The 15,532-nt window shown below is 71.3% G+C and carries 10 protein-coding genes; 6 read left to right on the top strand and 4 right to left on the bottom strand.

Annotated elements, in window-relative coordinates; genetic code table 11:
- Position 1: 1 nt before the first annotated feature.
- Positions 2-1,900, bottom strand: coding sequence for a DUF6541 family protein (locus tag AVW09_RS11190; protein ID WP_156496066.1), 1,899 nt, complete (start codon positions 1,898-1,900; stop codon positions 2-4).
- A 177-nt stretch (positions 1,901-2,077) separates the two neighbouring features.
- On the opposite strand from AVW09_RS11190, the gene glf reads away from it, so the two are divergent.
- Both glf and AVW09_RS11180 read left to right on the top strand, forming a co-directional pair.
- Positions 2,078-3,214 (top strand): UDP-galactopyranose mutase, encoded by a 1,137-nt coding sequence (glf, locus tag AVW09_RS11185; protein ID WP_063258155.1) that lies wholly within the window; start codon positions 2,078-2,080, stop codon positions 3,212-3,214.
- Positions 3,211-5,250 carry an acyltransferase family protein gene (locus tag AVW09_RS11180; RefSeq protein ID WP_156496065.1) on the top strand — a complete coding sequence of 680 codons (2,040 nt, stop codon included), beginning with the start codon at positions 3,211-3,213 and terminating at the stop codon, positions 5,248-5,250. The genes glf and AVW09_RS11180 overlap by 4 nt, the downstream gene beginning before the upstream one ends.
- 50 nt (positions 5,251-5,300) lie before the next feature.
- Here the strand turns inward: AVW09_RS11180 and AVW09_RS11175 are convergent, their stop codons facing one another.
- The 3 genes from AVW09_RS11175 to AVW09_RS11165 all read right to left on the bottom strand — a co-directional run bounded on the left by AVW09_RS11175 (position 5,301) and on the right by AVW09_RS11165 (position 9,684).
- On the bottom strand, positions 5,301-6,266 hold the full coding sequence (locus AVW09_RS11175) for a glycosyltransferase family 2 protein (RefSeq protein WP_156496068.1): 966 nt from the start codon (positions 6,264-6,266) through the stop codon (positions 5,301-5,303).
- A gap of 2 nt (positions 6,267-6,268) precedes the next feature.
- Positions 6,269-8,179: a glycosyltransferase gene (locus AVW09_RS11170; RefSeq protein ID WP_063258153.1), complete on the bottom strand. Its 1,911-nt coding sequence runs from the start codon at positions 8,177-8,179 to the stop codon at positions 6,269-6,271.
- Between the two features lie 104 nt (positions 8,180-8,283).
- Entirely contained in the window at positions 8,284-9,684 is a 1,401-nt protein-coding gene (locus AVW09_RS11165) for an O-antigen ligase family protein (RefSeq protein ID WP_063258152.1), read from the bottom strand.
- A gap of 63 nt (positions 9,685-9,747) precedes the next feature.
- Between AVW09_RS11165 and manA the strand changes: the two genes are divergently transcribed.
- The 4 genes from manA to AVW09_RS11145 form a co-directional block, all read left to right on the top strand.
- Positions 9,748-10,902 carry a mannose-6-phosphate isomerase, class I gene (gene manA, locus AVW09_RS11160; RefSeq protein ID WP_063258151.1) on the top strand — a complete coding sequence of 385 codons (1,155 nt, stop codon included), beginning with the start codon at positions 9,748-9,750 and terminating at the stop codon, positions 10,900-10,902.
- A 141-nt stretch (positions 10,903-11,043) separates the two neighbouring features.
- On the top strand, positions 11,044-11,367 hold the full coding sequence (locus tag AVW09_RS11155; protein ID WP_022878766.1) for a WhiB family transcriptional regulator: 324 nt from the start codon (positions 11,044-11,046) through the stop codon (positions 11,365-11,367).
- 93 nt (positions 11,368-11,460) lie between these two features.
- Positions 11,461-14,298: a glycosyltransferase gene (locus AVW09_RS11150; RefSeq protein ID WP_063258150.1), complete on the top strand. Its 2,838-nt coding sequence runs from the start codon at positions 11,461-11,463 to the stop codon at positions 14,296-14,298.
- Positions 14,295-15,532: DUF5719 family protein (locus AVW09_RS11145; protein ID WP_063258149.1), on the top strand; the 1,238-nt coding region annotated here is incomplete at its 3' end. The genes AVW09_RS11150 and AVW09_RS11145, both read left to right, overlap by 4 nt.

The raw sequence follows: 15,532 nt of genomic DNA, 5'->3' as shown, positions 1-15,532 counted from the left end.
GTCAGCACCCTTCGATGCGGAAGAGCCGCGCGTTCGGGCCCTGCGAGTCGACGAGCACGAGGTGCTGCCCGGGCGTGAGGTCCTGGATGCCGTCGTAGGCCACGGCGCCGGCGGGGTCGATGACGTCCTGGCGGCCGAAGTCGAGCACGTAGTCGACGCCCAGGTCGTCGACGTATCGGCAGACGGTCGGGTCGCTGTCGATATCGCGAAGGTGGAGATTGAGGAAGACCAGCTCCGGCGAAGGCGAGCCGAAGACGTGCTTCTGCGCGACCTGCCGGTCCGCGAGGGCGAGCGCCAGCGATGTCCCGGTGCGCGGGCTGCCGGCGATGAGCGCGTCCGGCGGCGTCTCGTCGTCGAGTCGTTCGAGCAGCGCGTGTTCGTCGGTGGAGAGGATCAGCGAATCGTCGGTGTACGCGTACGCCTCGTTCACCTGTCCCAGTGCGACCCGGACGTTGGGCCCGACGGCGACGGAGAAGATCGCGATCGTGCCGACGGCGACGGTGGCGAAGGCGACCCATCGAGGGCGGCGATCACGTCCCCAGCGGCGAGCAAGATCGACGAGCGCGATCGCGCCGAGCGTCGCGACGGGGATGGCGACGAGCGGTAGCAGCGCGGCAAGTCGGTTGGAATCGTTGTACCAGGGGTTGGTCAGGATCTGCCGCAGAGGGTGGTCGATGCGGAGTCCCGACGAGATCGCGAAGAGCGCGACGGCCACCGCGAACGGAGTCAGGATCGGCAGGAGGCGCGGGCGACGGGCGACCGCGGCGAAGCCGATCAGCAGGAGCACGAAGACGACGACCGTGGGCGGGTATCCGCGCGGGGAGACGGACAGCCCCTCGCCGAGCGACTGCGCGAGGTTCTGCCAGGGCGCCCATCCGGAGTGCTCGGCACCCGTTCGGAACACCGCCACCGTCGCAGTCAGGACCACGGCGAACCCGGCGACGGCGATCACGAGGGAGAGCATCGCACGGCGACTGCGTTCGCTGATGGCTCGCGAGGCGAACGTCGTGACGACCACCGCGGCGGCGAAGAAGAGAACGCTCAGGAAAGCGTTCGGGTGCCCGAGGAACGTGCCCCCGGCGAGAAGCGCGACGAGAAGTGCGGACCGGACGAGCCGGGGGGCGCCTCGATCGTCGAGCGAGGTGACCACTGCCGCCAGCGCCGCGGGGACCATCGCGTATCCGACGAGGTTGGGATAGAGGACGCCCCAGTTGAAGAACAGGGCAGGGAAGGCGCCGAACCCGGTCGACAGTGCGGCGGACACCACGTACGCCGTGCGCCGTTGGGCGAAGAACGCTCCGGCCAGCGCCATCGTGGACGCGGGCCACAGGATCGACACGATGGCGAGGTTCGCCGCGTTCACGGCCACGGGAACCGACGCGCCGGTGAGTTCCGCTCCCAGCGTGGTGAGGGCGTGCCAGGCATTCGGATAGAACCCGATGTCCGAGGTCGCGCCGATCTGGAACGGTGATGCGCTGCCGTTCTGCAGCGCGAAGGCGATCGCGTTCAGATGGACGATGTTGTCGAAGCGCTGCGCGATGTTGTCGGCGGACCCGAAAGCACGGGCGAACAGGACCGTGGTGACCGCTGCGGTCACCGCAAGCGCGCCGAGGGCGACCAGCCCGGTCCCGCGCGGTGCCGCCGCGTCGGGGCCGGCGAAGCGGCGGAGCAGCAGTGCGATTCCGACCACGACGATCGTCAACGCCGCGAGGGGCAGCAGGTTCCATCGAAGACCGAGGAGCGGCGCCACGGCTGCCGCGGCCGCCGCGATGGTGGCGGACAGAGCCGGTGCCAGGAGCAAGCGCTGCGGGTTGCGGAACCCCCACCCCGCGATGACGACGGCAGCGCCCGGGACGATCAGGACGGCGACGACGACGAGGTACGACGGAATCGCACTCATCCAGTCACCCATGCGATTTCGTCTCCGTCCGCCGCCTTTACGACACGCCATCGTATCCGACGGTCACTGCGCGGCCGCTGAGCACCGCCAGCGTCGCCTCAGACGCGCCGGGTAGTATCGAGCGACGTTTCCCGAGGGCTTCCGCCCTGCCCCCGATACGAAAGCCGCTTCTTCTTCATGGATCTTCTCATCGTCGGCTCGGGCTTCTTCGGTCTCACGATTGCGGAGCGCGCGGCCGCCGCGGGCCGGAAGGTGACGGTCATCGACCGCCGCCACCACATCGGCGGCAACGCCTACTCCGCGAACGAGCCCGAGACGGGCATCGAGGTGCACCAGTACGGTGCGCACCTCTTCCACACGTCCAACCCGTCGGTGTGGGAGTACGTCAACCGCTTCACCGCGTTCACGTCGTACGTCCACCGCGTCTACACGACCCACAAGGGCGTGGTGTACCCGCTCCCGATCAACCTCGGCACGATCAACCAGTTCTTCCAGGCGGCGTACACGCCCGACCAGGCGAAGGCGCTCGTGCACGAACTCGCGGGCGAGTTCGACGCGAAGGATGCCGCGAACCTCGAGGAGAAGGGGATCGCCCTGATCGGGCGGCCGCTGTACGAGGCGTTCATCCGCGACTACACGGCGAAGCAGTGGCAGACGGATCCGAAAGACCTGCCGGCCGAGGTGATCTCGCGCCTGCCCGTCCGCTACACCTACGACAACCGGTACTTCAACGACACGTGGGAGGGCCTCCCCGTCGACGGGTACACGGCGTGGCTGGAGCGTATGGCGGACCACCCGAACATCGAGGTGAAGTTGTCGACGGATTACTTCGACGAGTCCCAGCCGCTGAACAAGAAGGCGACGGTCGGGCAGGTCCCCGTCGTCTACACGGGTCCCGTCGACCGCTACTTCGACTACGCGGAGGGCGAGCTGTCGTGGCGCACCCTCGACTTCGAGCAGGAGGTCCTGCCGATCGGCGACTTCCAGGGCACGAGCGTCATGAACTACGCCGACGCCGACGTTCCCTACACCCGCATCCACGAGTTCAAGCACTTCCACCCGGAGCGCGCGGACCGCTACCCGGCCGACAAGACGGTCGTGGTGCGTGAGTACTCGCGGTTCGCCACGCGCGCGGACGAGCCCTACTACCCGGTCAACACCGCGGACGACCGCGCGGGCCTGTTGGCGTATCGCGAGCTGGCGAAGGGCGAGCAGGACGTGTTCTTCGGTGGGCGCCTCGGCACCTACCAATACCTCGACATGCACATGGCCATCGGGTCCGCCCTCTCCATGTGGAACAACCAGCTGGCGTGACGACCGCACCCCTCGTCTCGACCCCACTGGCACAGGGCAGCGGGCCCGGCGATGGGCGCTGGGCGTATCGGCCCGATATCGACGGGCTGCGCGCGGTCGCCGTCCTGCTCGTGGTGACGTATCACGTGTGGTTCGGGCGCGTGTCCGGCGGCGTGGACGTGTTCCTGATGCTGTCCGCGTTCTTCCTGACCCGCGGCTTCCTGCGCCGCATGGACGGCCCGAACCCCGTACGGCCGGTGCGGCACCTCCTGGGGATGTTCCGGCGGCTCCTGCCGGCGGCGGCGGTGACTCTGCTCGCGGTGCTCGCCCTCGTCCGCACCGTGTATCCCCCGACGATCTGGAACTTCGTCTGGGAGCAGACGTGGGCGTCGCTCTTCTACGTGCAGAACCGCGTCCTCGCGGCCGATGCGGTCGACTACTACGCGCGGTCCGAGACGCCGAGTCCGCTGCAGCACTTCTGGTCGCTGTCGGTGCAGGGCCAGGCCTTCGTGCTCTGGGTCGCGATCCTCGCCGTCTGCCAGCTCCTCGTCCGCCGACGGGGATGGGCGGCCGACCGTGTCGTCGGCGTCGCGTTCGGTGCCGTCTTCCTCGTCTCCTTCACGTATTCCGTCCTGATCACCGCAGCCGACCAGCGGAGCGCGTACTTCGACACCGGGGCGCGCCTGTGGGAGTTCGCCGCCGGGTCCCTCCTCGTGGTCGCCCTGCCGTACGTCCGGCTGGGTGACCGGGTCCGCGCGGTGGTGGGCTGGGCCGGTCTCGCGGGACTGCTCGCCCTGGGGATGGTGGTGGACGTCCAGGGCGGCTTCCCCGGATTCCTCGCGCTGTGGCCCGTTCTGTGCGCCGCCGCCGTGGTGCTGTCGGGCTCGGGCGCGCAGCCCGTCGGACCCGCGAGGTTCCTGGCATCCCGCGCATTCGGGATGCTCGGACGCGACGCCTACAGCCTTTATCTCGTGCACTGGCCGTTGTTGATCACCCTGCTGGTGGTCACGGGCCGATCGAATGCCGGTCTGACCGGGGGTGCGCTGGTCATCGCCGTCTCTCTGGTCCTGGCGCGCGGACTCACCGCGGTGGTCGACGCCCCCGTTCGGGCGTGGCGGCGGTCCGATTCCTCGCCGCTCATCCCGCTCGCCGTGCTGGCGGTCACGACCGCCGTCGTGGTGACGCCGCTGGCGGGGTGGCAGGTGGCGAGTGCGATCCAGGACCGTGAGGTGCAGGCCCGGGCCCTGCTCGACAACCCCGGTGCCGCGGTGCTCCGCGACCCCACGCTGCCGCAGCCGTCGGCCGACGCCGCTCTCCTGCCGCTCCCCACCCAGCTCGAGGACGAATGGGTGCAGCTGGACCAGGAGTGCTCGGGCGTTCGGGCCGTGCAGGACGACATCCTCCGGGGTACCTGCTCCGAGGCCCGGGGGACTCAGCGCGCCGGCCAGACGGTCGTGGTGATCGGCGATTCGCACGCGCAGCAGGCGACCGGCGCGCTCCTCCCCGTCGCCGCGGAGAGAGGATGGGGGGTCGTTTTCCTCATCAAGGGCGGGTGCTCGATGGGAGTCGACGAACCAGGCATGGACCCCTCCTGCCCGGATTGGCGCGAAGCGGCGATCTCTCACGCGGAACAGCTCGCCCCCGCCGCGGTGATGACGGTCGTCACCCGTTCGAACCCCGGTGAGGACGACGAAGCCCTCCGCCCCGGCATCGATCGGTTCGTGGAGCGGATGACGGATGCCGGGATCGACGTGTTCGCGGTGCGTGACAACGCACGGTTCTCCTTCGACATGTTCGGGTGCGTCGTGAATTCCGAGAACCCGATCGACTGCGCCGTTCCGCAGTCGAGCTCGCTGGCGGAATCCAACCCGGCGGCACGTCTCGCCGGACCGGGCGTGCGGATGATCGACCTCACTCCCTGGATCTGTCCCGAGGACTTCTGCCCGGGGATCATCGGCAACGTCGTCGTCTACCGCGACGACAACCACCTGTCCCGCACGTACGCGACGACGCTGGCACCGTCGCTCGCCGAGCAGCTGCCGGCCCGTCTGGGCTGAGAACGCACCCACGCCCCGGTCATCGACCCGTGAGGCGCAACGAACGGTGGTCAGACGACGGGCTGAGCGGGCTCCAGCGGCGGCATCGGACGCCACGAGGTGTCACGCGAGATCGTCCGCCCATCGCGGAGTCCACGGAACAGATGGCTCGTGCCGCGGAGCTTGCGCTCGACGACGACGAGACGGATGAGCTCCTTCACGAACGTCAGCGCGGTACCGGCCGAGAACGCGAGCGGCCGGTAGACCCCGAGCGCGCGGTAGTACTTCGCGAGGTACGCGCGGTTGCGCATGATGTAGTACCGGTAGGCGTCGCTTGAGGCGTTCATATGCCGGATGCCCATGTCCCACTGCTTGATCTCGCGCGTGCGGCGCAGGACGAACTCGTTCACGATGACCGAGTCGGTCACGCGGGACGCGAGCCAGCCGTACAGCTGGTCGTCCCAGTAGATGAAGAACCGCGGGTCGGGCAGGCCGATCTTCGCGACGACGTCACGATGGATGAACATGCCCTCGAAGCATCCGGAGTTCATCGGCTTGAAGCCTGAGGAATCGAACGCGGCCGGAGCGAAGGGGATCGGGATCGCCAGCGGCTCGGCGACCCGGTACTGCCAGTAGAACTCGCTGCCGTCGTAGTCGTACCGACGGCCCTGGATGCTGCGGAACCGCGGAGTCCACCGTCCCATGCGCGCGAGGCCGTCGGAGATGACCTCGACGTCGTCGTCCATGAGCCAGATCCATTCCGAACCGAGCTCGTACGCGACGCGCATCCCCTCGCTGAAACCTCCCGAGCCGCCCGTGTTGGTCTCCAGGCGCCGGTACACGAGGTCGGTGGGGAGCCGGTCGCGGAAGGACTCGACGACCTCGGTGGTGTCATCCGTCGACGCGTTGTCGATGATCACGAGGTGCCCGGGGGCGGGGGACATGCGCTCGATGCTCTCGAGCAGCCGGGTCAGCAGCGGGGTGCGGTTGTAGGTGACCACGACGATGGTCGCGGTCGAGGGGTCGAAGGGTGCCACGCTCACACACGCTCCTCGAACGTCGCGCGCCACTGCGCCTCGGACGTGAGGTCCGGCAGGGCATCGCGGTACGCCTGTGACAGTCGCGGCCACTCCCGCCGGAGTCGGCGGTGCAGGCGGACGCTGTCCAGCAGCATGCGGCGGAATCGCGCACGGTCGCGCGTGTAGATGTTCTTGCCGGAGCCGTCGGCGGCGCTCACGAGGGCGCTGTCGTACAGCGGGACGCGCCACCAATGGGCATCGCCCTTGCCGAACTCCACCTCGGGCTCCGCCAGGTTCTCGGGCCGCGGGGTATGGAACCAGTGCGAGAGCAGCGTGCGCGCCGTGAACGTGCGCAGGGCGAGGCCGGTCGGGCTGTCGAACTCGTTCTTCTTCAGACGCTTGAACACCTGGCGCCCCCGGCGGGACCGGAGCGGCACCCCCGAGTCCTTGTGGATCCGCGTCTCGGGGTGCTTCTGGGCGATGAGGCGAGCCTCGGGCATCGCCGTCGCGAGCGTCTCCCGCATGTGCGCGGGGCCCGACAGCACGTCGCGGATCGCCCGATGCCGCAGCTCCACCGGGTAGTACTGCATCATCATGAGGTGCTTCAGGTCGACCCGTCGGCTGTGGCGGATCAGCGTCCCACCGAGCGGCGAGCGGGAGTGGAGCAGGGCGGCGACGATGCGGTTGCGCGCGTGGAAGTAGGCCTGCCAGTCGATCGAGTCGTCCTTGCCCACCCATGACACGTGCCACAGCGCCACGCCCGGCATCGACACCGTCGGGTAGCCGGCATCCCGTGCCCGGACGCAGAACTCGGCGTCGTCCCACTTGATGAACGCCGGGAGCGACAGGCCGATCTCGCGCAGGATGCTGGTCGGGATGAGGCACATCCACCAGCCGTTGTAGTCGGCGTCGAGGCGCATATGCAGGATCGGCGACTGGCGCAGGTTCGCGACGCTGAAATCGTGGGGGAGGCGCTCCTGGAACAGGGCTCGCCACATGAACGGCTGGTCGTCGACGACCTCGGCCCAGGCGTGGAGCTTGGGGCGGTCGAGCAGGTCGAACATGTGGGCGCCCACGATGGTGGGGACCGACGTGTAGCGGCCGAACACGACCGACCGGCGGATCGACTCGGGCTCGATGCGGACGTCGTCGTCGAGGAGCTGGACGAAGTCGCTCTCGGGGCGTTGGAGGGTCTCGACCATGGCCCGGGCGAAGCCGCCCGATCCGCCGAGGTTGGGCTGGCGCACGATCTGCAGGGTCTCGCCGAGGCGCTCCGCCACCGCGGGGTAGCCGGCCTGGTCGGTCACCACATCGGTGCCCTGGTCGATGAGGAACACGCGATCGACGACGTCGAGCACGTCGGGGGCGTCGGCGAGGGCGTTCAACGTCGCGACGCAGTAGTCGGGCTTGTTGTAGGTCGTGATGCCGATGCTGGCCTTGCCCGCGCGCACGGGCTCCTGCTCCGTGGTCCACTCGGCGCCCTCGAAGACCGCGTCCGTGCGATCGGCGGCGACGTCGAACCAGATCCATCCGCCGTCGCTGTACTGGTCGAGTACCAGGTCGAACGAGGTCGTCGCCTCCCCGCGGACCTCGCGTGTCTCGATGCGCTGCCGGGTCCCGCCTCCGTTCGAGCGATAGACCAGGATCGTGGCATCCCCGGAGGTGCGGACGGTCAGGCGCACGTCGCGGACGGCGGTCCAGTGCTGCCAGTAGGACGCGGGGAAAGCATTGAAGTAGGTGCCGAAGGACACGCGGCGACCGGCGACGATGCGGGCGCGGTGGCGGTCCAGGACGTTGCTCAACTGCGCCACGTTGGTGACGCGGACCGGCTCCTCGTCGATCGTGGACCAGGTCTCGGGATCGACATACAGGGGGAGGAGGTCCGGATCGCGGTCGAGCGGGAGCACCGCGTTCTGCAGGGTGTACGTCACGAAGAGATCTTTCGTCGAAGGCGCGGGCCGTCGAGGCCAGCCCGCAGTCTACCCGGCGGTCTCGAACGGGCTCTGAGCGCCGACGACGGCTCGGCGTCGGCGGTTCAGGACCCCGACTGCAGGAGTTCGCCGCGCTCGATCGCGATGCTCTGCTCGGCAGGGCCGACGCCGATGAGCGGGGACTGCTTGATCTTCGCGCCGAAGAGGACGACGAACGTCCACCCCCAGAGCAGGAGGGGTGCGGAGTCGGTCAGGCCCTGCACCACCAGGAGCGCGCCGATGAGGGTCGGCAGCAGGGTGAGCGGAGAGTAGGGGCGATCGGCGCGGAGATCCCAGCGCGGCCGATCCACCGCGAAGAACCAGGACCGCCACACGTACGCGAGGAAGACGAGCGCGAGGAGCACGACACCGACGCCGCCGAGCTGGAAGTAGGCATCGAGCCACATACTGTGCGCCTGCACGACGGTCTGCCCGCGATCCACGATCCAGCCGTCGATGAGCGGCTCGGAGGCGATCCACGGGGTCGAGAACCCCCAGCCGAGGAACGGATGCTGATCGGCCCGGGCGAGCACGTCGGCCCAGACTCCTTCCCGCCCGGTCAGATCGGCCCCGCGCCCCAGGGCACCGAAGATGGCGTCGCGGGCGAACCACAGCGCCGCGCCGCCCCCGATGCCGAGGAACGCGTACAGCGCGTACCACCGGGTGCGCTCGCCGGGGCGTCGGGCGGTGCGCATGACGAGCACCGTGGCCAGGACCAGCACGACGAACGCCGCCGCAACGACGGCGGTGATCGACGCGGCCCGCACGAACAGGAACGCCGCGATGGCCGTCCAGCCCCACAGCAGTGTCCGGCGAGGCGCGTGGGCCGCGAAGCGGATCGCGAACACGATGATCGCGACGAGCATCACGGCGCCCAGCAGGTCGGGCTTGCCGAAGATCCCGCGCAGGGGCCCGCCGGCGAAGAGGTTGCCGCCCGACCAGAACGCGATCGGGTCCTCATCGCCCGCCGCCCGGACGAAACCGGGGAGGAGGGGCCCCCGCACGAAGAGGGCCACGGCGAGCTCGAACACCAGCGAGGCGGCGACGACCCACTTCGCGGCGGAGGCCACCGCCCCCACGACATCGCGCCACGTGAGGACCGCGCCCACGAAGAGGGCCTGGAAAGTGGTGGCCGCGAGGAGCAACCACGTGAGGACGGATGCCGCGGGCCAGGCGCTCCAGAGGATCGAGAGCCCGGCCCACGCGACGTAGCCGAAGGCCAGGAACGGCAGGCGCCGCAGCGCGATCGGCGGCCGGACGACCGCCCAGACCGCGGCGGAGACGATCGCGGACGCGACCGCGACGACGCCGGTGGCGGTGGGGCCGATCGCGTCGATCACGGCGATCCCGCCGAGGACGAGCACCAGTACGAACACGCACCACGCCCGGAGGAGCAGGTGCCCCGTGGTCTCCCGCGGAGGCGCGGTCGGCAGCGCCGAAACCGGGTGACTCGTGTACATCGCCATGGTCAGCCCAGGCTACCGTCCGGCCTCCCGGGCGCCCAGGGGTGCGGCGCTAGGCTGGCACCCGTGCTGGTGGAGATCTCGAACACGCCCCGTGACTACGCCTGGGGGAGTCGGACGCTCATCGCGGACCTCGAGGGGCGGGCACCGTCGGGCGCCCCCGAGGCGGAGGTGTGGTTCGGCGACCACCCGGGTTCGCCCGCTCTCCTGCACGACGGGTCGGACCGCACTCTCGACGAGTGGCTTCCCGCCCACGCGGATGCCACGGGCGTGCCGACGCGGCTGCCGTACCTCCTGAAGCTGCTCGCCGCGGGCGCGCCGCTGTCGATCCAGGTGCATCCGTCCAAGGATCAGGCCGTCGAGGGGTTCGCCCGCGAGGAGGCCGCGGGCCTCCCGCGCGACGCCGCCAACCGCAACTACAAGGACGACAACCACAAGCCCGAGGTGATCGTCGCCCTCAGCGACACCTTCACCGCTCTCGCCGGGCTGCGGGATCTCGCCGCCACGCGGCGACTCGTCGCGGCCCTCGGAGACGCCGAGGGCGTCCGCGCCCTCCGCGGACACCTGGATGCCGCCGACTCCGCCGTTGCTCTGCGCTCGGCGATCGGGTGGGTCCTCGGCGAGGCCGACGCGACCGAGATCCAGCAGATCGTGGGGGCCGCGGCATCCGCGGAATCCGAGGAGTTCGCCGCCGAGCTCGAGCTGACCCGCACGCTGTCGGCGGCCTACCCGGGCGACCCGGGCACCGTCGTCGCGCTCCTCATGAACCTCGTCGAGCTGCGGCGCGGAGAGGCGATCTTCGTTCCGGCCGGTGTCCTGCACGCCTACGTGGCAGGACTCGGGGTGGAGATCATGGCCGCGAGCGACAACGTCCTGCGCGGCGGTCTCACCCCCAAGCACATCGACGTCGCGGAGCTGCTCGCGCTGGTCGACTTCCGCCCGGCGGCTCCGCCCTTCCTCCCGCCCCGCCCGGCGGGGGACGGCGTGGAACTCTTCGCCCCCGGCATCCCGGATTTCGCCCTCGCGCACGTGAACGAGCAGGGGGAGGTCGCGTTGAACGGGATCTCGCTCGCGCTCGCGGTCGCGGGGGATCCCGTGGTGACGGGCGCCTCGGGCGCCCGCGTGGAGCTCCAGCCGGGGCACGCCGCGCTCCTCACGCCGGACGAGTCCCCCGTGTCGATCGTCGGCGGCGAGGTCTTCGTCGCCCAGCCGGGGAACTGAAGCGCGACACGCCGACGACGCGGCGTGAAGGTTCACCTCGCCCTTGAGGGTTTACGATCCGCGACTTGACCAATCGGAATGACACGGGTGTAATTACTGGTACGCGCCAGCGGCAGGGGATCGAACGAGGGGGAGGACGAGATGGCGACATCGCAGTACCGGTCCGGTGTCCCGGACAACTGGTTCGTCGATCCGGTCGACCTGGGAGTCCCGGGTGTCCGTCGTGACATCGACGCGCCGGAGGAGAACACCCTCGCGTGGCAGACCGACGCGCTGTGCTCGCAGACCGACCCCGAGGCCTTCTTCCCGGAGAAGGGCGGATCGACGCGGGATGCCAAGCGCATCTGCACCTCGTGCGACGTGCGGTCCGAGTGCCTCGAATACGCGCTCCAGAACGATGAGCGCTTCGGGATCTGGGGCGGCCTCAGCGAGCGCGAGCGCCGGAAGCTCAAGCGCCGCGCCTGACACGCGGCATCCGGAATCCGCTTCCTGAACGATCGGCGGCGGATCGGCGCGGCGTCTCGGATCGTGGAGGAGCCCGCCTAGGCTGACCACGCCATGCCCGCCCGTGTACACGCCGTCCTCGTGGTCCGCCCCGAAGGACGTATCCCCGCCGCCCCCCACCTCACGCGCACCCTCGAAGCGCTGGCCGCTCAGACGCGCCCGGTGGACGCGCTCACCATCGTGCTGTGCGGAAACGACCCCGCCCTGACGCAGCTCGCCGCCGGTTCGGGGGCGGAGGGCGTCATCACGGCATCCGCCGGGACGACCTTCGCGGCCGCCACCGCGCTCGCCACCCCGCGCCTGACGGGGGATGCCGTGTGGCTCCTCGCCCAGGACACCGCGCCCGACCCCGAGGCCCTTCTGCGGCTGGCCGGTGCGCTCGAACTCTCGTCGTCACTGGCCATCGCCGCTCCGAAGCTCGTGGCGTGGGACGACCCGTCGGAGATCGTCTCGCTCGGCGTCAGCATGACCCGGTACGGCCGTGCGGTGGAACTCGCCGCGGGGGAACTCGACCAGGGGCAGCGCGACGGCGATGCCGATGTGCTCGGGGCGGACGTCCGCGGCATGCTGATCCGCCGCGAATCCTGGCGCGCCTTCGGCGGACTGGACCCGGCGCTCGGGGGCGCGGACGAGGGCCTCGACCTCTCGGTGCGTGCGCGCCTCGCGGGCGATCGCGTATCGCTGGTGCCCGCGGCCCGCGTCGCGGTGGCAGGCGACGGCGTCGCCGCGATGGCGCGCGGGCGCAAGCGGGCCCGGCGCCGCGCGTTCGCCGAACGCACCGCCCAGCTCCACCGGCGTCTCGCCTACGCGCCCGCCCCGGCCGTCCTGCTGCACTGGCTGTCGTTCCTCCCTGTCGCGCTGTGGCGCACCATCGCGCACCTCGTGGGCAAGGTCCCTCACAAGGTGGTGCCGGAGTGGGGTGCGACGCTGCTCGTCATGGCCCGGGTGGCCGCGGTGGCCCGTGCGCGGCGGCGTATCCGCACGGTGCGGACGGTCGGCTGGTCGCGCATCGCGCCGCTGCGGGTCTCGCGCGCGGAGATGCGCCTGCGCTGGGAGACCGACGCCGCGGAGAGCGACGCGCCGGTGCGCACCGAGCTGAAGTTCTTCGTCGGCGGTGGCGCGTGGGCCGTGCTCGGGGCGCTTGCGGTGTCCGCTCTGCTCTTCGCCCCGTTGCTGGCCTGGCCGGTGCTCGGCGGCGGCGGCCTCGCCCCGCTGCGCGCCAGCCTCACGCAGCTGTGGCAGGACGCGGCGTGGGGTGCGCGTCCTCTCGGTCTGGACGTCGTCGGGCCCGCGGATCCGTTCTCCGCCCTCCTCGCCCTCATCGGCTCGCTGTCGCCGGCCGAACCGTCCCGCGCGATCGTGGTGCTCTGGATCCTCGCGTTGCCGCTGGCGGTGCTGGGCGGGTGGTTCGCCGCGACGCGCGTCACCGAGTCGTCGCTGCTGCGTATCACGGCGGCGGTGGCCTGGGCGCTCGCGCCCACGTTCCTCGCGGCGATCGTCGAGGGGCGCCCGGCCCCACTGCTGCTGCACCTGCTGCTGCCGTGGCTGTTCTTCGCCGCGAGCGTGGCACATCGTTCGTGGGCGCCCGCGGGAGCGGCATCCATTCTTCTCGTCGGTGTGCTGGCCTGTGCTCCCTCGCTCGCTCCGGCCGTGGTGGTGCTGTGGTCGGCCGCGCTGGTCGTCGTGGCCCTCGTCGCCCCGCGCGGGATCGCCCGCGTCATCTGGCTGCTCGTCCCGTCCATCGTCGTGTTCGCGCCGCTCATCTGGACGCAGGTGCGGCTCGGTAACCCGTGGGGTCTGCTGGCCGACCCCGGCGTGCCGTTCGCGGGCGACGAGGCGACCGCGGATCCGCTCGGCCGGGCGCTGCTCGCCGCAGGCTTCCCCACGTCCGACCCCGGCGGGTGGGGAGCCCTCACCGGCGGCCCGGTGTGGTGGATTCCGCTGCTCGTGGCACCGCTCGCCGTGCTCGCGGTGCTGGCCGTCCTCACCCCGCGCTGGCTCACCGCCACCGGACTGCTCCTCATCGCCGCGACGGGCCTCGCGACGGCCTTCGCGGCGGTCGGAGTCGCGGTCTCGTTCGACCACGCGACCCCCGTGCCGCTGTGGCCCGGGTCGGGCCTCAGCCTCGCGTGGCTGGGCGTGGTGGGCGCGGCGGTCCTCGCGCTCGACGCGGGGATCGTCGAGCGCGTGCGCGTCCTCCGCCCGATCGGGGCGATGGTGACGCTTGCCGCGCTGGCGGTCGCCGTGGCCCCGTCCCTGACGGCCATGACCTCCGAGACGCCCCGCGCCGTGCTCACGAACGGCCCGGTCTCGACGCTCCCCGCCTTCGTCGCGGCGGAGGGACGCGGGTCGACATCGGTCGGCACGATCGTGCTGGACCCGCGCGCCGACGGTCTGCGCGTGGACGTCGTGTGGGGCGGCAGTGCGACCCTGAGCGGCCAGAGCACGGTCGAGGCCACGCGGACGTGGGCGCGACCGGCCGACCAGGAGTTGGCCACGCTCGCCGCCGACCTCGTCACGCCGTCGTCCGAAGACGCCGTCGCCGGTCTCGCGGCACGCGGGATCCGGTTCGTGCTGCTCGAGTCCGGACCCGGGGGAGAGGACGACGTCATCCGCGGGGCGCGCCTGACCGCGGCCACCTCGCTCGACCAGCGCAACACCCTCGACGGCGTCGGCGCGACCGCGCGCGGCGACCTCTGGCGCGTCACCGCGGACGTGCAGCCCCGCGCGGCGCTTGACGACCACCAGCTCGCGCTGCAGCGACTCGTGACGGGCGCGTCCATCGGTGTCCTGCTCGTGGCACTTCTCCTCGCGATCCCGACCGCCGCCTCGCGCCGCGTCGCGCGGCGGACCCCGCGTACCGTCGGACCCGTCCAGGGAGGTACTCGATGAGCGATCGTCGCCTGGTCCGCTGGGCCACCACCAGTGCCCGCGTCGTGGCAGGGAGCGCCGTCGCCGCGGCCGTCGTCGTGGGCGCGGTCGCCGGGATCGCCGCTCCGTGGCCGCGCTTGGTCGCCGAGCCCGTGCGCGTCCAGGTCGACCCGGCGCCGTCCGACACCGTCCTGGCGTGCGCCGGTCCCGTGTTCGCGCTCGGACGCGCCGCCGAGTCCGCCGGTGGGGTCACCGTCGCCGCGACGCCGACGATCGTCTCCGGGCCCGATGCCGCCGGGGCGGAGGTCTCCCGGGCCACCGGTGCGACCGGTGACGGATCGGGGGATGCCACGGTGTTCCGCGCGGCGCCGAAGGATCGCGCCGCGACCCCCTTCGCGGCCGCCGGTTCGGCGACCGTCTCCTCGACCGACCTCACGGGTTTCAGCGCGTCGGCGTGCCGCCCCCCGCTCGCGGAGTCGTGGTTGGTTGCCGGTGCGTCCACGACCGGCGCCAACGATCTCGTCGTGCTCGCGAACCCGGGTGACGTCGCGGCGACGGTGCAGCTCTCCGTCTATGGCGCGAACGGCGTCTCCACGCCGCCGTCGGGTGCCGGACTCGTCGTGCCGGCCCGAGGTCAACGCGTCGTACCGCTCGCCGGTCTGCTGCTCGGCGAGGCGAGTCCGGTCGTCCGCATCGTCGCCACCGGAGCCCCCGTGCAGGCGTACCTGCAAGCGAGTCTCACCCGAACGCTCCTTCCGGGCGGCAGCGATCAGGCCGCCCCGCTCGCGCAGGCGTCCACGTCGCTCGTGATTCCCGGCATCCAGGTCCTCGCCCCCGGACAGGGGGATGCCGGAACGGTGCTGCGTCTGCTCTCGCCCGGCGCCGAGGCGTCGGCGACGGTGACCATCACCCCCGTCGGCGGGGATGCCCCGGTCGGAGACCCCCGCACCATCGAGCTCCCGGCGGGCACGCCGACCTCGCTGAACCTGTCCGACCTGGCTGCGGGGGCGTACACGGTCTCGATCACCGCGACCCAGCCGGTCGTGGGCGGGGCGTGGTCCACCACCGGGTTCGGCGAGGGCGCGGACTTCGCGTGGTACGCCGCGGCGCCCGAGTTCTCCGCACCCTCGCTCATCGCGGTCGCTCCGGGGGCGGGCGGCTCGCTCGTGATCGCCGCGGATGCCGCCTCCGGCGCGGCATCCGTCACCCTCACCCCGCAGAGCGGCGGGGATCCGGTCACGGTGTCGGTGCCCGC

This window comes from Microbacterium sp. T32, assembly GCF_001619615.1.
In the GTDB taxonomy this organism is placed as follows: Bacteria; Actinomycetota; Actinomycetes; order Actinomycetales; family Microbacteriaceae; genus Microbacterium.
Note: the sequence above shows the minus strand (reverse complement) of the source record. Positions and strands in the feature narration are given on the sequence as shown.